Origin of the sequence: Algoriphagus marincola DSM 16067 (assembly GCF_000429405.1) — a bacterium.
Classification (GTDB): Bacteria; Bacteroidota; Bacteroidia; order Cytophagales; family Cyclobacteriaceae; genus Algoriphagus; species Algoriphagus marincola.
Window position 1 is genome coordinate 60,395 of the sequence record NZ_AUBU01000014.1, and the last position, 19,265, is coordinate 79,659.

Below are 19,265 nucleotides of genomic sequence, written 5' to 3' on the forward strand. Positions count from 1 at the left end.
TGTTCTGATAAGTAGTCAAATAGGAACCAATTTGGACCGTTTGACAGTTTCTTCTACAATTTTCATCAATAATTGGTTTAGATTCACTCAATAAAAAATTTTCTTTCAAAAAATATTGGCAGTTAGAGTTAATCTAGCTGTAAGCAAAACGTAACGAAATAGCATTTCATGAATATTCTTTCAGTAAAAGACCTGAGTAAAACCTATAAAAGCGGTAGTCGTAGTTTGACTGTTCTTGATCAGGTGAATTTTGATATCCAGGCAGGGGAGACTATCTCTATTGTCGGACCTTCAGGTAGCGGTAAAACCACCCTTTTAGGGCTTTGTGCAGGTTTGGATTCGGCCTCTACCGGATCTGTTCAGTTAAATGGTCAAGCACTTGAAAAGCTAAGTGAAGATCAACGGGCAGCTGTCAGAAATCAAGATGTTGGATTTATTTTTCAGAATTTCCAATTGCTTCCAACGCTCACTGCCCTCGAAAATGTCATGGTTCCCTTGGAACTTAAAAAGCGAAAAGATGCCAGAACCAAGGCATTAGAGCTTTTGGAAAAAGTAGGACTCGGCGACCGAGCGACTCATTATCCTACGCAACTTTCAGGAGGAGAGCAGCAGCGGGTTTCAATTGCAAGGGCTTTCGCCAATGAACCCAAAATTCTTTTCGCAGACGAGCCAACAGGGAATCTAGATACTGAGACTGGTGAAATGATTGAAAAGCTGATCTTCGACTTGAATAAGGAAAAAGGGACCACGCTTGTCTTGGTCACACACGATACTGAATTAGCAGGTAAGACTCAGCGAATCATACACATCAAAGGAGGAAAAATACAGGAGGATGCCCATGCCTGATTTTGCTTGGATTTTAAGGATGGCTTTTCGGGATTTCCGAAAAAATATCTCACGTTTACTCCTCTTTGTCAGTTCCATCGTGGTTGGTATAGCCGCTTTGGTAGCCATCAGCAGTTTTGGTGAAAACCTTACTTCGGATATTGATAATCAAGCTAAAGAGCTTTTAGGGGCGGATTTGGTTCTTGAAAACAACAAACCTATAGGAGATCAGCCCATCGATTCGATGGCTTTAAATACAGCTTCAGAGGTCAATTTTGCATCAATGGTTGCCTTTCCAGCCTCCGGGGCTAGTCGATTGACTCAGGTTCGTGCCTTGGAAGGCGATTTTCCTTTTTACGGTTATCTAGAGACAATTCCAGCTTCGGGGGATGCAGATTTTCGAGCTGGAGGGAAAAAAGCTCTGGTCGAGAAAATTTTGATGGCCCAGTTTGATGCTCAGGTGGGAGACATCATCAAGGTAGGAGAGGTAGAATTTGAAATTGCCGGAGAACTTCAATCCGTGCCAGGTCAAACTGGAATCACCGCCACCGTTGCTCCTGCTGTCTATATTCCAATGGCTTACCTGGAAGAAACTGGCCTGGTCCAATACGGAAGTCGTGTGGAGTATAACCGCTATTTTGTATTTGCCGAAAATACAGACATTGATTTACTCATTGAGCCTTTTGAGGATGAATGGGAAATCGAACGGATTGACGCAGATACGGTAGAAGATAGAAAGCGATCAACAGGGAGGTCATTTGAAAATCTGTCCAACTTCTTGAGCTTGGTTGCATTTATAGCTTTACTCTTGGGCTGTGTAGGTGTCGCCTCTGCTGTCAATGTATTTGTGAAGGAAAAACTAGCCTCCGTGGCAGTTTTACGCTGCTTGGGAGTTTCCTCACGGGATGTCCTTTTGATCTATCTTTTTGAGATTCTTGTGATGGGACTTTTTGGGGCGATTTTAGGTTCCGTACTCGGGACATTGTTACAATTTATTCTCCCTGTTGTTTTTGCAGATTTCCTGCCTGTGGAAGTGACAGTCGGAATTTCTTGGCTTTCGGTAGGCTTTGGAGTGATTACCGGACTTTTTGTCTCGGTATTATTTGCGCTTTTACCCTTGTTAAAGGTTCGAAATGTGTCCCCAATGGCTACGCTTCGTCCTGAGACGGCAGATTCTAGATTGATGAAGGATCCTTCTCGATGGGCTGTGATTGCCGGGATCTTGATATTCATTTGGGGTTTTAGCTATTACCTTCTTGGATCAGCACAGCTAGCTTTTGGCTTTACCGGGTTTGTAGTTTTTGCCTTTGGTATTCTATGGGGAGTTGGCCAATTGATCATGTGGGCAGTACGGAAGTTTTTACCGATTTCACTCCGATATACCGTGCGTCAGGCTTTAGCTAATCTTTATAGACCCAATAATCAAACCATCTCATTGATTGCTACCATCGGTTTGGGTACAGCGATGATTAGTACGCTTTTCTTTCTTCAAAATCAATTGCTGGAAGAAGCAAAATTTGCTGATAAGGAAGATCAGCCCAATTTGCTAATGTTTGATATTCAAACACCCCAATTGGAGGCTGTAAAGGAAAAAGTGACTGGACGTGATCTGAGGATTTTGCAGGAGGTTCCTATTGTGACGATGCAATTAAATGAAATCAACGGAGTGGATAAGCGGGAAAATGAAGAGCTTCCGGATGATGAAAATTACTCGCGGTGGATGTACAATCGGGAATATCGAGTCACTTACCGGGATACATTGATTGATACCGAGACACTGGCAGAAGGAGAATTGATTCCGCTTGGTGCGCGGGGAGATTCCATTTTTGTGAGTCTTTCGACCAGTTTTGCAGAGGGAAATAATCTGAAAATCGGTGATGAGATCGAATTCAATGTGCAGGGCCGACCAATCAAAACCTACATTGGAAGCTTTCGGAATGTGAAGTTCAATCAAGTCTCGACCAATTTTATTGTACTGTTTCCAAATGGGGTACTAGAGCAAGCTCCTAAATTCCATGTGATCATTACACGGACCAAAAATGACCGGGAATCTGCAGCTATTCAGTCAGAAGTGGTGAGGGAATTCCCCAATATCTCAGTGGTCAACTTGGGAGTAATTGTAGAAACGCTCGAGGATATTTTGAATAAGATCAGCTTTGTGATCCAGTTTATGGCATTTTTCAGTATTGCTACAGGTATTCTGGTATTGATTTCTTCTCTAATCATCAGTAAATATCAGCGTATGCGAGAAAGTATTCTTCTCCGAACACTCGGTGCTGGTTCTGGAACTGTAAGTAAGATCAATACGCTGGAGTATTTCTTCCTAGGTAGTCTAGCCTCACTGTCAGGGATAATCTTGTCTTTTGCTGCAACTTGGCTACTGAGCGCATTTGTGTTCGATATGAACTTTAGACCAGCTTGGGGCGCAGGCCTAGTACTCTATTTGGCGATAACAGGTCTTACGATTGTGCTGGGCTGGTTGAATGGTCGAAAAATCATCAATCAACCTCCGATGGAAATACTGAGAGGGAATGGATAAAATAAAAAATATGCTGTCTCAAAAGAAAAGCCTGTCACATTGAGCGAAGTCGAAATGTACTCCATCATTCCGGAAATGGCCTTCGACTCCGCTCAGGCTGACAAACAAACGATTTATGAGACAGCCTCTTTTTTATGTCAAATTCCAAACTGGCTGAGATGATGTTTGAAGTGCTTCGCATGAAAGCGTAACCATTCGTCATGATTTAAATAGCCAAAGCGAGGATGAATAGCCTTAAATTCAGGTTCCTGCTTATATTTTTCCTCAAACTCTTCGAGGCTTTGTACCAGCTTTTCTTTGGCAGTATCCAAGTTTGGATGGCGAAGCTCAGGAAGCTCACCGGTATCATTTGGAGCTTTGACCCCTTTGGGAAATTCCATCTCAGTATCGAGTAAAAGGCGCTTCATCTCTAGGTGCCTTTCCGAAGGGGTGAATTCAGGGATTTTAATTCTGCCGGTGGAAAGCTTGACTGTGATGGTCAGGTGCTCCAGTACATGTTGGGGAGTCATTCTTCCAAAAATTGGCTTTTGCTCAGCGCTTAGATTTTGGATTTTTTTGGCTATTTCTACAGAAGTCATTGTTTTTGTTTTTTTCAAAGCTAAAAAAAGCGCCCAGAACTACTAGGCGCTTTTTCAAATTGACGAACTCTAAAGTTTTTAACTGCCGCACATTTCGCAGTCATCTGGATTGTCCAGAGAACAAGTGATTGCAGCTTGTTTGTCTTGCAAGTCTTGTGCAGTAGGAGTGGAAATTTCTTCCTGATCCACCAAGGCGCTCTTATCAAGTGTGAACTTGATCGCTGCAGCTGCAGCTTGAGATCTCAAGTAGTACATACCTGTCTTGAGGCCTTTCTTCCAGGCGTAGAAGTGCATTGAAGTAAGTTTTCCAAAGTTTGGATCCTGAAGGAAGACATTCATACTTTGAGACTGGCAGATATAAGCACCTCTGTCAGCCGCCATATCGATGATGACTTTTTGTGAGATTTCCCAAACGGTCTTATACAGATCCTTGATGTTTTGAGGAATGTTTGGAATATCCTGTACAGATCCATTGGTAGAAATCAATCTGTTACGCATTTTATCATCCCACAAGCCTAACTTGATTAGGTCATGCATCAAATGCTTATTCACGACAATGAATTCTCCAGATAGGGTTCTTCTTGTGTAGATATTGGAGGTGTAAGGCTCAAAGCACTCATTATTTCCCAAAATTTGTGAAGTAGAAGCCGTAGGCATAGGAGCTACTAGAAGGGAGTTTCTAAGTCCAAATTTCTTCACTTTATCTTTCAACTCATTCCAATTCCATCTGCCTGACTTTGGATTTACACCCCACATATCAAACTGAAGGATTCCTTGAGAGGCTGGAGATCCTTCATAAGTTTCATAAGTACCTTCCACCTTCGCTAGTTCCATGGAAGTTTCCACAGCAGCATAGTAGATGGTTTCAAATATGTCTTCATTTAGCCCTTTAGCTTCCTCTGAGTCGAAAGGCATTCTGAGCATGATGAAAGCATCAGCCAAGCCTTGAACTCCCAAGCCGATTGGTCGGTGGCGGAAGTTAGATCGTCTAGCTTCTTCTACAGGGTAGTAGTTGACATCGATTACTTTGTTGAGGTTTCGGGTGGCTACTTTGGTGATTTCATAGAGTTTTTGATGATCGAAATATCGCTTTCCGTCAGGACCCGTAGCCACATATTTTGGAAGTGCAATAGAAGCTAGATTACAAACAGCTACCTCATCAGGTGAAGTGTACTCGATGATTTCAGTACACAGGTTGGAAGACTTGATAGTTCCAAGGTTTTTCTGATTGGACTTTCCATTCGCAGCGTCTTTATATAGCATGTACGGAGTTCCTGTCTCGATTTGAGATTCAAGAACTTCAAACCATAGCTCTTGGGCTTTGATCGTCTCTCTAGCTCTTCCTTCCCGCTCGTACTTTTCATAGAGTCTTTCAAACTCCTCTCCATGACAATCTGAAAGTCCAGGGGCCTCGTTAGGACAGAATAGTGACCAGCTTTCGTTGGCTTCTACTCGCTTCATGAATAAGTCTGGAATCCAAAGTGCGTAGAATAGATCCCTTGCACGCATCTCTTCTTTTCCGTGGTTTCGCTTTAGCTCCAGGAAGTCTTTGATATCTGCATGCCATGGCTCTAGATAGATGGCAAATGATCCTTTACGCTTTCCTCCTCCTTGATCTACATATCGAGCGGTCATGTCGAAGTTACGGAGCATCGGAACGATACCGTTTGATACGCCATTGGTTCCTTTGATATAGGATCCCTTTGCCCGCACATGGTGTACAGATAGTCCGATCCCACCAGCTGACTGCGATATTTTAGCACATTGCTTTAGTGTATCATAGATACCGTCAATACTATCTTCCTTCATTGTCAAAAGGAAGCAAGAAGATAGTTGTGGTTTTGGAGTACCAGCATTGAATAGGGTAGGAGTGGCATGTGTAAACCACTTCTCAGAAAGGAGATTATAAGTCTCTATTACTGAATCAATGTCATTCTTATGAATTCCCACAGAAACCCGCATCAGCATGTGCTGAGGACGCTCCACTACTTTCCCATCCAGTTTGATCAGATAACTTCTCTCTAGTGTTTTGAATCCAAAGAAATCATAACCAAAGTCACGCTTATAATCGATTGCCTCATCTAAGCGAGCAGCATTTTTCTTGATAATTCCATACACTTCAGTATCCAAAAGCTGAGCGTTCTCTCCAGTCTTTGGATTCACATAAGTGTATAGTCTTTTCATCGTATTAGAAAAAGACTGGCTAGTCGTCTTATGGAGATTGGAGATTGCAATACGGGCTGCAAGGATGGCATAATCCGGATGTTTGACCGTCAAGGATGCACAGACTTCCGCGGCAAGATTGTCTAGCTCGGAAGTACTCACTCCGTCGTAAAGACCATCGATGACCTTTTTGGCTACTTCGATGGGCTGAATATATTTTGGATCCAATCCATCGCATAGGTTTTCTATCCGGGCAGTGATTTTGTCAAACCGGACCGATTCGCGTCTTCCGTCTCTTTTGATTACTAGCATTTCGATTTGGGTTAAGGTGGTGGGATAGGTTATGGGTATTGTTTAAAAATCTTCTTCGATAGAAAAACGAGAAGCACTGGATGTTTCTTGGGATTTCATTACTCCTGCCTTTTGATAATCTCCAACTCTCTTTTCGAAGAAATTTGTCTTTCCTTGAAGGGAAATCATGTCCATAAAGTCGAATGGATTGGTGCTGTTCCAGACTTTATCACATCCAAGCTCCATCAACAATCGGTCAGCTACAAACTCGATGTATTGACACATCAAATCTGCATTCATTCCGATCAATCTTACTGGGAGTGCGTCAGTCACGAATTCTTTCTCGATTGCTACCGCATCCATAATGATTTCACGGACGGTGTCTTTTGGAAGTGGGTTGACCACATGCTTGGTGTATAGATGACAAGCAAAATCGCAGTGCAATCCTTCATCACGGGAAATCAATTCATTGGAGAAAGTCAGTCCTGGCATCAAGCCTCGCTTTTTCATCCAGAAAATAGAACAGAAAGAGCCGGAGAAGAAAATACCTTCAACTGCTGCGAAAGCAATCAGTCGCTCCTGGAAATTTCCGTTGTCAATCCATCGTAGTGCCCAGTCTGCTTTTTTCTTTACACAGTCAATATGCTCGATGGCATTGAGTAGTCTGTCTCGCTCAACAGCATCCTTAATATAAGTGTCGATGAGAAGGCTGTATGTTTCAGAGTGGATGTTTTCCATGGCAATCTGAAAACCATAGAAAAATTTAGCCTCTGTATATTGAACTTCTGCCACGAAGTGCTCAGCCAAATTTTCATTTACAATCCCATCGCTGGCCGCAAAGAAGGCCAATACGTGTGAGATAAAGTGGCGTTCGCCGTCATTCAGGTTTTTCCAATCAGTTAAATCCTGACTTAGGTCAATCTCTTCGGCTGTCCAGAAACTTGCCTCCGCCTTTTTATAGTATTGCCAAATATCAGGGTGCTGAATGGGGAATAAAACAAATCGATTCTTGTTGTCTACTAAAATGGGTTCCTCTTGCATCGTTCTCTCTGTTTATTTATTCAATGGAAAATTTATCTCCTGATTCAAAATTGGCTGGGCGAAGGATCTGGCCTTCTGGGATAGAAAAGGCTGCCTTTTCAGAACAGCCTCTGAACAAATATGTGAACCAAATCGGATAAATAAAACCCCTGAATAGGAACTTGAATTGAGTAGTTGACCAAAGGTCAAAAACAACATAATAGATTGTAAATCAATATTTAAATATGCTATAAATCAAGTTAAGGTTTAAAAAATTATCAATTTACAGGGGGTGAAAAGTTTTTTCAATTATTTCAAAAAAAAATTTTTTAATTCTGTTCAATCAAAAATTTGAACAAAGGTCAATTTTTTGGCTTGTATTAAATCATTGAAAATCAACAGAATATGGAAATGTCTTTGAGTAAAAAATATTATTTTGTAAGGTCTAGATTTTCTTGATGATTATTTTCGAGTCCTAAAGGTACCGATTTATCGAATTGGATGGTCTCAAATAGAAATCATAGTAATTCCAAAATCGAATTTTTAAGTAAGCTTTTTTCTTATCAGATAGTTATCTATATTTGCACTCCGATTTTCATAAAGAATCAAAATCACAATATGTACGCAATCGTAAACATCGCTGGTAAGCAGTTCAAAGTAACTAAAGATCAGTCCATCTACGCTCCTAAATTGGACGCAGAGGCTGGCGCTTCCGTGGAATTTGACCAAGTACTGTTGGCTGAAGCTGACGGAAATGTGTCAATAGGCGCACCACTTCTAGAAGGTGCAAAGGTATCTGGCAAGGTGCTGGATCATGTTAAAGGTGATAAAGTGATCGTCTTCAAAAAGAAGCGTAGAAAAGGCTACAAAAAGAAGAATGGTCACAGACAAGATTTCACTAAGTTATTGATCGAAAATATTTCACTCTAAGTTTTCATTTTAGAAAACATTAAACGTATTAAACCATGGCACACAAAAAAGGTGTAGGTAGTTCCAAAAACGGTAGAGAGTCCCACTCCAAGAGATTGGGCGTGAAAAAGTTTGGTGGTGAGGCTGTAATCGCCGGAAACATCATCGTAAGACAAAGAGGTACTAAGCATCATCCTGGCGAAAACGTAGGATTGGGTAAAGATCACACGTTGTTTGCATTGACGGACGGTAAAGTTGCTTTCGTAAAGAAAGCTGACGGTAAGTCAATTGTAAACGTGCTTCCTGCTGAAGCTTAAGTTTTATAAATTCAAATGAAAGGGCGGTCGAGAGATCGCCCTTTTTTTGTGCCCGATGATTTTATTTTTACCTCAGATGTAATTTGTGTTTGTTTTTTAACTGCAGTGGTCAATCTTGTCTATTGTCTATAAATAGCTTAATCCACTGCATATGAGAATATTTACATTAATCTGTCTATTTGTTTTCTCCTATCTGAACCTTCAGGCTCAGCAGAAGACACTCCAATTAGAAGACTATCCCAAGTGGTCTAGGATTATTTCGCCGGAAGTATCTCCGACGGGAGACTGGTTTGCCTATTCCCTTAGACCAAATGGATCTGATGATACGCTTCATATTATGTCAGTAGCGGATCGATCCATTATCCGTGTTCCAAACGGTTCGAGGCCTGCATTTTCCAAAAAAGGGAACTATGTGGCCTATTTTACCCAACCTCTGGAAGAAGAAGCTGAAAAGCTCAAAAAGGCCAAAAAACCGATCGAGCAAAAAGCCCATGTGCGTAAGCTTTCCGGAGACACAGAGTACTCAATTGCCAATGCAGCTTCAATGGCATTTTCAAATGATGGCAAGTTTTGGGCAGTTTTGAAGAAAAAGCCTGAGGGTGCCAAAGGCGCAGACCTGATTCTCTATGATCTCCAAAAGGAGCAGGCCATGTCAATAGGAAACGTAAGTGAATTCGCTTTTAATCAGAAGAGTTCGCATTTGGCTTACCTTGTCGATGCGGAAGACCAAATTGGCAACGGTGTTTACCTGTTGTCATTGAGCTCAAAGTCCACTGATCTGTTGGATGCTTCCAAGGCCAGCTATCAAAGCCTTATTTGGGATGACCAAAATGCCAAAAAGGAAGAGTATGAAGAGAAAGGAAACCAGCTTGCGGTTTTAAGAGGTAATAAAGTGGATACTCTTTGGCAGCAGCCCAATGATTTGTTGGTTTTTTATAATCTGGATGTGGAAACGAAGATGGCTACGCTGAGCTCCAAATCATCTGGCTTTCCAACAGACTTTGTCATCAGTGATAAAGAAACTCTTTCCTTTTCCGAAGATGGTAAGTCTATCTTTTTTGGAATTAAGGAGCAGAAGGAGAAAATCAAAATGAGTAAGGATACAATTGCTAATGTGGACGTATGGCATTGGAAAGATCCCTACATTCAGTCAGTACAGATTGTAAGAGCCAATAGGAATAAAAACTTTACCTATCAATCCGTTTATCATTTCCAAAATAACGATTTCAAGCAATTGGCTGATGAGGAAATGAGGACGGTTTTGGATTCTAAGCATCCAAAATACCGATTGGGAAGAGATGAAACCCCGTACATCAGTGATGTGAATTGGGGAGTTTCTCCGGCTGATTTTTATCGAGTCGATATTACTTCCGGTGATAAAAAGCTTATTGAGAAAGAGGTCAAACGACCTCTAGGCTTCTCGCCTGACGGTCGATATTATTTGTATCAGAAAGATACAGCCTTGATGGTTTATGATTTTGATACTGAGGAGATCACAGATGTTTCTTCGAAAGCTCCCCTAGTATTTATGGATTTGGAGCATCCTTATCCGCATGAAAAGCCTCCCTATGGAGTGGCTGGCTGGACTAAGGATGGTAAGTATGTAATTGTCAATCACAAATATGACCTTTGGCAGCTTGCCTTGGATGGATCCTTGGTGGAAAATATCACCAAAATTGGAGATGCTGAGGAAATAAGATTCCGCTTGGTACAGCTTGATCCAAACCAAGAATGGGTGGATAATGATCAAGCTCTACTTTTATCAGCCTATGGAGAGTGGACTAAAAAGGAAGGATTTTATGAATTAGAGGTGGGTAAATCTCCAAAACCATTGGTTTATGAAGATTGGAGCTATGGAAACCCTATGAAGGCCGAGGAATCTGATCGGGTTTTCTTTACCAAACAGACCTTTGAGAATTTTCCTGATTATTACGTCGCCAATACTGTTTTCAAAAGTCAGCAAAGGATTACCGATGCCAATCCTCAACAGGCAGAATATGCTTGGGGTACAAGAAAACTTATTGATTTTACCGATAGCAGAGGTAATAAATTACAAGGGACATTGACGCTTCCTGCAGGGTATGAGGAGGGCAAAGCCTATCCAACTATTATGTACTTCTATGAAAAAATGTCCAATCGCCATCACCAGTATTCCATGCCTGTTTACGATGACCGCCCTCATTTTTCTACTTACGCGAGTAATGGCTATTTGATATTCATGCCGGATATCGTTTTTGATGAGGGTCGTCCGGGAACCAGTTCGTTGGATGTCATTACTTCAGCAGCCAAGGAATTAATCAAGCTAGGATATGCCGATGCAGATCGAATTGGGCTTCAAGGTCACAGTTGGGGTGGATATCAGACCTCTTTTATACTTACTCAGACGGATATGTTTAGATGTATTGTCACAGGAGCTCCGCCAACAAACCTGGAGAGTTTCTACAATAATATTTATGGAAGCTCCGGGACAGTCCACCATGGCATCATGGAAATTGGTCAGGTGAGAATGGGTAGAGATGTGACCCCTTGGACACATCGAGAGGATTATCAGCGAGAGAACCCCATGCACCATGTGCCCAATATTAAGACACCTTTCATGATACTTCACGGAACGGATGATGGTGCTGTAGACTGGTCTCAGGGCTTGGAGTTGTTCAATGCGGCTCGAAGAAATGGTAAAGAGGTGATTTTCCTTTCCTACCCCAAGGAAGGGCATCACTTGGCCAACGAAGCGAATCAAAAGGATTTTCAAAGAAGAATGAAGGCTTATTTTGATCATTACCTCATGGACAAGCCTGCTCCTAAATGGATGATAGATGGTGTTCCTCATCTCGAAAAGCAGTATGAAAGAGCCGATTGATCGATTTTGATAATAAATCTCCCACTAGATTCTGACCTAATAGAAAAAATTAAGTAAGTTTTAACCATAACAAATTGCCAACCTTAATATCTATGAACAAAACAAAGCAATTGGGATTAGTGATGCTCTTCATAGCATCATTATTTCTCTTTGAAGCAAAAGCTCAAAATGTCCCTGATCCTCAGGTGTATAAAGCGCTGGAGTGGCGCTTAGTCGGCCCATTTAGGGGTGGGCGATCCGATGCCGTTACAGGGGTAAGTGGATCAGACCACACTTATTATTTCGGAAGTACAGGTGGAGGAGTTTGGAAAACAGTAGACTCCGGTAAAACCTGGAAATCCGTTTCTGATGGCTACTTCGGTGGATCCATTGGAGCAGTAGCCGTTGCAGAAAGTGATACTAGTGTCGTCTATGCAGGAGGCGGTGAAAAAACCGTAAGAGGAAATGTCTCTTTTGGATATGGTATTTGGAAAAGTACCGATGCCGGAAAAAGCTGGGATAGAGCCGGACTTGATAAGTCACGATTTGTGGCAAGACTGCGAATCCATCCTGAAAACCCTGATGTAGTTTATGCTGCTGTGATGGGAGATATCTTTAAGCCTGATGAAACCAGAGGGGTCTATAAATCGACCGATGGCGGTGCCAATTGGGAAAAAGTCCTTTATGTCAGTGATGTAGCTGGAGCAGTGGATCTGGTTTTGGATCCAAATGATCCTGAAACCATCTATGCCACTACTTGGGAAATCAAGCGCACACCCTATTCACTTGAGAGTGGAGGACCAGGCAGTAAAATGTTCAAGTCCACAGACGGAGGTAAAAATTGGGAAGACCTAACCCAAAAAGAAGGCTTTCCAGAAGGCACTCTAGGTATCATGGGTATTGCAGTTTCTCCTCTGAATTCAGATCGCTTGTATACTATCATCGAAAATGAAAACGGTGGCGTATATGTATCCATGGATGCAGGTGAGTCTTGGACTCGCACCAATGAAGACCGAAGTCTACGTCAGCGTGCATGGTACTATTCAAGAATTTATGCGGACCCTCAGGATGAGGAAACGGTCTATGTATTGAATGTAAGCTATCACAAATCCACCGATGGTGGTAAAACCTTCAAAGGAGCCAATGCTCCTCACGGAGATCATCATGACCTTTGGATCGATCCAAACAACAATCAGCGAATGGCTATCGCAGATGATGGTGGTGCCCAAATCTCTGAAGATGGTGGTGCAAGCTGGTCAACTTACATGAATCAGCCAACTTCTCAGTTTTACCGCGTCACGACTGATAACTCTTTCCCATATAGAATCTATGGAGCACAGCAAGATAATTCCACAGTGAGAATCAGACATAGAATTGATGGAAGAGGAGGGATCACTGAGGATGACTGGGAACCCACTGCCGGTGGTGAGTCTGGTTGGATTGCACCAGACCCTGATAATAATGACATCGTTTATGGAGGGTCTTATGGTGGATATTTGACTCGTGTAGATCATGACAAAGGAATCACTCGCTCTGTAAATGTGTGGCCTGATAATCCTATGGGTCATGGAGCTGAGGACATGAAATACAGATTCCAGTGGAATTTCCCTATTTTCTTCTCTCCGCATGATTCAGACTTATTGTATACGACAAGTAATCAGTTTCACAGATCCACAGATGAGGGGCAAAGCTGGGAGGTGTTTTCCCCGGATCTAACGAGAAACGATAAGAGCAAGCTAGGGCCTTCAGGAGGACCGATCACCAAGGATAATACCTCCGTGGAATACTATGCGACTATTTTCACTGCTGCTGAGTCTCCTTTAAAGCAAGGTGTGATTTGGGCTGGATCGGATGACGGTTTGGTGCATGTGACCACAGATAATGGAGCCACTTGGCAAAATGTAACTCCAAGTGATATGCCGGAATGGCTACAGATCAATAGCATCGAAGCGAGCCCATTTGACCCAGCTGAGGCCTATTTTGCTGCTACAGGCTACAAAATGGGGAACTACGAGCCATATCTGTACAAAACAAAGGATTATGGAAAAACCTGGACCAAAATCACATCCGGGATTGACCCGGAGCACTTTACCAGAGTGGTAAGAGCCGATCCAGTGAAGCGTGGAATGCTTTACGCAGGTACGGAGACTGGCATGTATTATTCCAAAGATGATGGAGCTTCTTGGCACTCTCTTCAGATGAATCTGCCGATCGTCCCAATAACAGACTTAGCCATTAAAGAGAATAACCTCATTGCAGCAACTCAGGGACGTTCCTTTTGGATCATTGACGATTTGACCGTGCTGCATCAGGCTGAACCGGGAATTGAAAACAAGGCTTTACACCTTTTCAAACCACAGGATTCGTATCGAATTGATGGGTCAAGCAGAAGCTCAAATTACGCCGGAACAAATCGTGATGGTGGAGTTTTGGTTTATTATTTCATGAAAGAAGAACCAAAGGATGAGCTTCGAATCGAATTCATGGATAGCAAGGATAATGTTCTCAGGACATTCTCTACCAAAGGTTACAACGGAGATACGTTGAAAGTCAAAACGGGAAGTAATGAGTTCAACTGGAACCTTCGAGTAGAGGATGCAGAAGGTTTTGATGGTTTGATCATGTGGGCTGCTAATCTAAGAGGTCCAAAAGTGACTCCAGGGGATTATAAAGTGAAAATGACTTTAGATGGTCAATCTCAGGTTCAACCATTCAAGGTGTTAGCTGATCCGAGATATCCTTCTACCCAAGCCGATTTGGAGGAGCAGTTTGAGTTTCTGATGAATGTCAATAGAAAACTGACAGAAACTCATCAAACCATCAAGCTGATTCGTCAGTATCGGGCTGAGTTGGATAGTATGGAAACTAAGCCAGCCAATTTGGAGGCCATTCAAGCTGAGATGACTGAGATAGAGGAAACTTTATATCAGACCAAAAATCGAAGCGGTCAAGATCCACTGAATTTCCCGATTCGACTGAATAATAAATTGGCTCACTTGAACTCAATCGCAGGCAATGGAGATTACAAGCCTACAGATCAAGCAGAGGAGGTCAGAGCAGAATTGACAGAGCAGATAGATGTTCAATTAGCAAGATTCAAGCGGCTCGAACAGGAGGAGATTTCAAAACTCCTGAATATTGAGGAGCTCAGAACTAAGCTGGATATTAAAAAATAAGTTGAAACCTCCCTGATTTTTCAGGGAGGTTTTTTTAGAATATCCTGAAATTTTTGATTTGATCCACAAAGTCCAGCGCACTGTTTGGAGAGATTATTAGGATAAATAAAATCCCAAACAAAGCCCCGTATAAGTGAGCATCGTGATTGATGCCGTCGCTATCCTGCTTTCCTTTGGTATAGGAATAAATTAGAAAAAGGGCTCCCAAGATAAATCCAGGCAAGCATAGAATTCCGAAAAGGCAAATATCTGCCAGTGGAAGAATGATAATACTGGCAAAAACCGTAGCGGCAGTCCCGCCTGAGGCACCTAATGCTCGGTAATAGGAATTGTCCTGATGCTTCAGATAAGTAGGAATATCCGCAATGATTATCCCCAAGAGGTAGAATAGGATAAAGATGATCCCTCCCGTAGTACTTCCATATTTGAAAGCAAGAAACTGCTCCACAACCCTTCCAAAGAAGTAGAAGGTAAACATGTTGAAGAGTAGGTGAATGTAGTCTTTATGAATAAAGCCTGATAAGATAAAGCGATCCCATTGCTTTCTCCGCTTGATCAAGTAGGGAGTGAACATCCAGCGTTCGATCAGTGGAAGGTTTGAGAAAGCCAAAAAGCTACTGATTGCCGTAATCGCAATAATGATAACCGTGATGGATACGTTCATGATTTATTTTTCTCGGTGGACTAGGGCTTGTGTGATTTCCAGCAGGCTTTGGTAATACGGGTTTTCCGATTGAGCAAAAGTTTCCAAAAGCTCGAACCCGCTCTGGAAATATTCATTCATTCTATTTTCGGCTAGCTTTCGTACACCCAATTTTTCATAAAGCTCCTTGACGGCTTTCACTTTCTGCTCTGGATCAAATTCCTTCTTAGCTAACCAATCTTTCAAAACTTTCTCATCTTCACCATTTGCCAGCTCAAGTGCCTTAATCAAGAGGAAGGTTTTCTTGTTTGAAATGATATCTCCACCTACCTGCTTACCGAATTTTGCTTGGTCAGCAAATACGTCCAATAAGTCATCCTTAAGCTGAAAACCTACTCCGATATTCACACCAAAGTCATACAAGCGCTTTTGATCCTCCTCTGAAGCTCTGCCCAGCATTGCCCCGAGCTTTAGAGCAAAACCCAAAAGCACCGCTGTTTTGAGTCGGATCATCTCGATGTATTCGTCTTCATGAACTTCATCTCGAAGTTCGAAGTTCATGTCTAGCTGTTGTCCTTCACATACTTCAGCCGCCGTCTGATTGAATTCCTTAATAAGTTTACCCAGAATATCAGCCGGACTCGGCAGCAAGAGGTCATAGGCCCTTACTAGCATGACATCACCGGATAAAATAGCCACATTGGCATTCCATTTTTCATGAACAGTGGCCTTTCCACGGCGGAGAGGCGCTTCGTCCATGATGTCATCATGCATCAGGGTGAAATTGTGAAAAACTTCTATTGCCGCAGCCTGACTGAGGATTTTTTCAGGATTATCTTGATAAAGTCCATAGGACAAAAGGCTGAGCAATGGCCGGATTCTTTTTCCTCCAAGTGACAAAATATACCGGATGGGGTCATAAAGTTCATCGGGTTTTTTTCCGAATGAATAGGTACTGAGGAAATTCTCTAATTTATCTAGGAGTTCGGGTGCGATGGGGTTTTTCGTCATTATCTGCAAATTCCAGGTCGATGGTTCTACGGTCGATATCGGTATTAACTACACGAACCGAGACTTTGTCGCCCAAAGTGATCATTTTTTTTGATTTGGTTCCGATGAGTCGCATGTTTCGTTCATCGAATTCGTAGTAATCATCCGAGATATCTGATACCCGCACCATTCCTTCGCACTTTGTCTCAGTGATTTCTACAAAAACACCCCATTCGGTGACTCCCGAGACAATTCCCTCATAGTCTTTATCTTCTGCCAGCGACATATATTCCACTTGCTTGTATTTGATGGATGCTCGCTCAGCATCAGCGGCTCTTTTTTCTCGATCCGACGAGTGAAGACATTTTTTCTCCCAGTCTTCTGCATCAGGTGATTTTCCACCATCCAAGTAATGCTGAAGAAGTCTATGAACCATCATGTCAGGATAGCGTCGAATGGGCGAGGTGAAATGAGTATAATGGGCAAAGGCAAGGCCAAAGTGACCTTTTGGTTCGGTCGTGTATTTGGCTTTTGCCATGGATCGAATAGCAAGTTGCTCTAGCACATTCTGCTCAGGTTTTCCTTGAATCTCATCCATGAGCTTATTCAATGAACTAGATACTTGTCGTTCATTGTCTAGGTTGAGATTGTGTCCAAATCGCTTTGCAAATCCAGAAAAGACCTCTAATCGATCCATATCCGGCGAATCGTGCGTACGATAGACAAAGGTATCCTTGCCGTTGTTCTTTTTGATGATAAATTCCGCTACATACTTATTGGCCAGCAGCATAAACTCTTCGATCAGTTTATGAATGTCCTTCCGCTCCTTGACCATCAAGCCTAGGGGAGTGCCTTTCTCATCCAGTTTGAATTTGACTTCAACCGTCTCAAAATTTACCGCACCGTTTTGGAAGCGCTGTTTTCTGATTTTTTTCGCCAGATTATTTAGATGGGTGACCTCCTCAAAAAAGTCACCTTCTTGCTTGTCAATATTTTCTTGAGCTTCTTCATAAGCGAAGCGCCGATCCGAGTGGATGATTGTTCTGCCTATCCAGTGCTTGAGCACTTTCGCATTTTCATCTAGTTCAAAAACACAGGCAAAGGTGAGTTTATCTTCATTTGGGCGAAGAGAGCAAAGGCCATTACTCAATCGCTCAGGAAGCATGGGAATCGTACGATCTACGAGGTAAACCGAGGTAGCACGATCGTAGGCTTCCCGCTCTAAGGCCGTTTTGGGCTGAACATAATGTGTCACATCGGCGATATGCACGCCTACTTCGAGATTTCCATTTTCCAGTCTTCGATAGGAAATGGCATCATCAAAATCTTTGGCATCTGCTGGGTCGATGGTAAAGGTGGTTACCTCTCTGAAATCCTCCCTTTTTTGAATTTCCTTCTTGCTGATTTCTTCCGAAATAGCATTTGCCTCAGCATCCGCTTCTTTTGGGTATTCGAAGGGAAGCCCAAATTCTGCCATGATGGAGTGGATTTCTACTTCATGGACTCCGGCTTTTCCTAATACTCGAGTTACCTTTCCGGTTGGGTTCTTATCACCTTCTCTCCATTCGGTCAATTTGACAACCACTTTCTCATTGTGCTGAGCACCCTCTAGGTCTCCTCGATGTACAAAGATGTCCTTATGCATCTTTTTAAAATCAGGAACCACAAAAGCGAAACGAGGGGAAATTTCCACTCTTCCGACAAACTCATCGCGAGCCCGCTCCAGAATTTCCAATACACGGCCTTCACTTCTTCCGCTTCGACCTTTATTTGGATAGACCATGACTCGGACGCGGTCATCATCCAGGGCTTGCTTGAGGTCTGCTTCTTTTACCAGGATATCTCCGTCTGTTTTTTCAGGGTCTTCAGGAACGATGTAGGCGAAGCGGGGATTTACATAATCCACTTTTCCAATGATAAAATCCGGATCCTTTTTCGACGCGTAATAATTCCGTGGACTTTTGGATAGTGTGCCATTCTCTACCAGTTTGATAAGGATGGGTTCTACTGCATTTTTGGAGAGCGAGTCTCTAATTTCCAGTTTTTTGATAATCTGCTTTGCAGAGTATTCCTCTCCATAATGATTGTCTAAAAATGTTTTGATTTTTCTAGCCAACTGCGAAGCACTGGGTGATTTGCCTCTTTGGTTGTTTTGGTTTCGATTAGATTTTCTTCCCATAAAGGGTCTTGTTTAATTTAAATGATAAAAATTTCCCCGGTTTATTTATGTGATTTTTTGAGCTCCTCGAGGTGTACTATTTCTATTTCCATTTCATCCAGGGTAGGGTTCATTGCAAGGTACACTCTAGCGGTGACTTCCACATCTTTGAGACAATACTTCTTGATTCGTTCCGTATCTTTTTCAAGGTGAAAAGTTGCATTTACCTGACTTCCGTCGAGGTCATCCTTGGAGGTAGGTATGCCAAATACCGATGCTATTAATTCTAGACGGGTGTAATATTTATAGTCCCCAAATTTCCAAAGTTCCATGGTATCAAGATGGCGGACTTCCCAAGGCTTTTTACCGGCTATTTGTAAGGGTTCAGGTAAAGGAACTCCCTGAATGAGCATTCGTCGACAAAGGTAGGGGAAATCGAACTCTTTGCCATTGTGTGCACAGAGAACCCATTTTTTCTTTTGGAGTAACTCCGAAAAGGAGACTAATAGTTCCCGTTCGTTTTCATCTTGAAATACTTTCGATCTGAAGATCAGCTTTTTATCTTTCTTTTTCCATTGAAAATAGCCAACTCCAACACAAATGACTTGGCCAAATTCGGCATGAATGCCTGCTCGGTCAAAATATAGCGAGCCGGGTTCTATGAGGCCCTCGGGATCCTTTTGGAGATGTTGTTCTTTTTTCACCCATTCTTCTTTCAGTCGTTCATTGAGCTCATCAAACCGCCCTGTAAGAGAGGCTGTTTCAATGTCCAAAAACAATATATCGCCAAGTTGATCAAAAAAATCTGCCATGGATT

General features: G+C 42.4%; 13 protein-coding genes. 6 read left to right on the forward strand and 7 right to left on the reverse strand.

All coding sequences use genetic code 11. The features are described 5' to 3' along the window. Positions 1-168: 168 nt before the first annotated feature. Both G457_RS0113250 and G457_RS0113255 read left to right on the forward strand, forming a co-directional pair. Complete coding sequence (locus G457_RS0113250; RefSeq protein WP_026946913.1) at positions 169-846, forward strand: ABC transporter ATP-binding protein; 678 nt, start codon at positions 169-171, stop codon at positions 844-846. Continuing rightward, positions 839-3,364: an ABC transporter permease gene (locus tag G457_RS0113255; RefSeq protein WP_026946914.1), complete on the forward strand. Its 2,526-nt coding sequence runs from the start codon at positions 839-841 to the stop codon at positions 3,362-3,364. Before G457_RS0113250 ends, G457_RS0113255 begins: the two co-directional genes overlap by 8 nt. Positions 3,365-3,501: 137 nt before the next feature. Here G457_RS0113255 and G457_RS0113260 read toward each other — a convergent pair whose 3' ends face one another. From G457_RS0113260 to G457_RS0113270, 3 genes are all read right to left on the reverse strand, one after another. Further along, complete coding sequence (locus tag G457_RS0113260; protein ID WP_026946915.1) at positions 3,502-3,942, reverse strand: DUF1569 domain-containing protein; 441 nt, start codon at positions 3,940-3,942, stop codon at positions 3,502-3,504. A gap of 78 nt (positions 3,943-4,020) precedes the next feature. Beyond that, on the reverse strand, positions 4,021-6,417 hold the full coding sequence (locus G457_RS0113265; protein ID WP_026946916.1) for a ribonucleoside-diphosphate reductase subunit alpha: 2,397 nt from the start codon (positions 6,415-6,417) through the stop codon (positions 4,021-4,023). A 42-nt stretch (positions 6,418-6,459) separates the two neighbouring features. Next, positions 6,460-7,437, reverse strand: a complete 978-nt coding sequence (locus G457_RS0113270) for a ribonucleoside-diphosphate reductase small subunit (protein ID WP_026946917.1) — start codon at positions 7,435-7,437, stop codon at positions 6,460-6,462. 597 nt (positions 7,438-8,034) lie between these two features. On the opposite strand from G457_RS0113270, the gene rplU reads away from it, so the two are divergent. The 4 genes from rplU to G457_RS0113295 all read left to right on the forward strand — a co-directional run bounded on the left by rplU (position 8,035) and on the right by G457_RS0113295 (position 14,657). Continuing rightward, positions 8,035-8,346 carry a 50S ribosomal protein L21 gene (gene rplU, locus G457_RS0113280; protein WP_024283345.1) on the forward strand — a complete coding sequence of 104 codons (312 nt, stop codon included), beginning with the start codon at positions 8,035-8,037 and terminating at the stop codon, positions 8,344-8,346. Positions 8,347-8,381: 35 nt separating this feature from the next. Then, positions 8,382-8,642, forward strand: a complete 261-nt coding sequence (gene rpmA / locus G457_RS0113285) for a 50S ribosomal protein L27 (protein ID WP_024283344.1) — start codon at positions 8,382-8,384, stop codon at positions 8,640-8,642. Positions 8,643-8,793: 151 nt separating this feature from the next. Then, a complete protein-coding gene (locus tag G457_RS0113290; protein WP_155847156.1) occupies positions 8,794-11,502 on the forward strand; it encodes a S9 family peptidase in 2,709 nt (902 codons plus the stop codon). Positions 11,503-11,594: 92 nt separating this feature from the next. Next, positions 11,595-14,657 carry a WD40/YVTN/BNR-like repeat-containing protein gene (locus tag G457_RS0113295; RefSeq protein WP_026946919.1) on the forward strand — a complete coding sequence of 1,021 codons (3,063 nt, stop codon included), beginning with the start codon at positions 11,595-11,597 and terminating at the stop codon, positions 14,655-14,657. Between the two features lie 34 nt (positions 14,658-14,691). On the opposite strand, the gene G457_RS0113300 is transcribed toward G457_RS0113295, so the two are convergent. Genes G457_RS0113300 through G457_RS0113315 form a run of 4 tightly spaced genes read right to left on the reverse strand, consistent with a single transcriptional unit; the run spans position 14,692 to position 19,260 of the window. Continuing rightward, positions 14,692-15,321, reverse strand: coding sequence for a rhomboid family intramembrane serine protease (locus G457_RS0113300; RefSeq protein ID WP_026946920.1), 630 nt, complete (start codon positions 15,319-15,321; stop codon positions 14,692-14,694). Between the two features lie 3 nt (positions 15,322-15,324). Next, complete coding sequence (locus tag G457_RS0113305; RefSeq protein WP_026946921.1) at positions 15,325-16,311, reverse strand: polyprenyl synthetase family protein; 987 nt, start codon at positions 16,309-16,311, stop codon at positions 15,325-15,327. Then, positions 16,274-18,469, reverse strand: a complete 2,196-nt coding sequence (gene rnr, locus G457_RS0113310) for a ribonuclease R (protein WP_026946922.1) — start codon at positions 18,467-18,469, stop codon at positions 16,274-16,276. Before rnr ends, G457_RS0113305 begins: the two co-directional genes overlap by 38 nt. Positions 18,470-18,510: 41 nt before the next feature. Continuing rightward, on the reverse strand, positions 18,511-19,260 hold the full coding sequence (locus tag G457_RS0113315) for a 3'-5' exonuclease (protein ID WP_026946923.1): 750 nt from the start codon (positions 19,258-19,260) through the stop codon (positions 18,511-18,513). Positions 19,261-19,265: the final 5 nt, after the last annotated feature.

Bases quoted from the DNA above. Each gene is read 5' to 3' on its own strand.
- G457_RS0113250 (WP_026946913.1), top strand. From the start codon at position 169: ATGAATATTCTTTCAGTAAAAGACCTGAGTAAAACCTATAAAAGCGGT.
- G457_RS0113255 (WP_026946914.1), top strand. From the start codon at position 839: ATGCCTGATTTTGCTTGGATTTTAAGGATGGCTTTTCGGGATTTCCGA.
- G457_RS0113260 (WP_026946915.1), bottom strand. From the start codon at position 3,942: ATGACTTCTGTAGAAATAGCCAAAAAAATCCAAAATCTAAGCGCTGAG.
- G457_RS0113265 (WP_026946916.1), bottom strand. From the start codon at position 6,417: ATGCTAGTAATCAAAAGAGACGGAAGACGCGAATCGGTCCGGTTTGAC.
- G457_RS0113270 (WP_026946917.1), bottom strand. From the start codon at position 7,437: ATGCAAGAGGAACCCATTTTAGTAGACAACAAGAATCGATTTGTTTTA.
- rplU (WP_024283345.1), top strand. From the start codon at position 8,035: ATGTACGCAATCGTAAACATCGCTGGTAAGCAGTTCAAAGTAACTAAA.
- rpmA (WP_024283344.1), top strand. From the start codon at position 8,382: ATGGCACACAAAAAAGGTGTAGGTAGTTCCAAAAACGGTAGAGAGTCC.
- G457_RS0113290 (WP_155847156.1), top strand. From the start codon at position 8,794: ATGAGAATATTTACATTAATCTGTCTATTTGTTTTCTCCTATCTGAAC.
- G457_RS0113295 (WP_026946919.1), top strand. From the start codon at position 11,595: ATGAACAAAACAAAGCAATTGGGATTAGTGATGCTCTTCATAGCATCA.
- G457_RS0113300 (WP_026946920.1), bottom strand. From the start codon at position 15,321: ATGAACGTATCCATCACGGTTATCATTATTGCGATTACGGCAATCAGT.
- G457_RS0113305 (WP_026946921.1), bottom strand. From the start codon at position 16,311: ATGACGAAAAACCCCATCGCACCCGAACTCCTAGATAAATTAGAGAAT.
- rnr (WP_026946922.1), bottom strand. From the start codon at position 18,469: ATGGGAAGAAAATCTAATCGAAACCAAAACAACCAAAGAGGCAAATCA.
- G457_RS0113315 (WP_026946923.1), bottom strand. From the start codon at position 19,260: ATGGCAGATTTTTTTGATCAACTTGGCGATATATTGTTTTTGGACATT.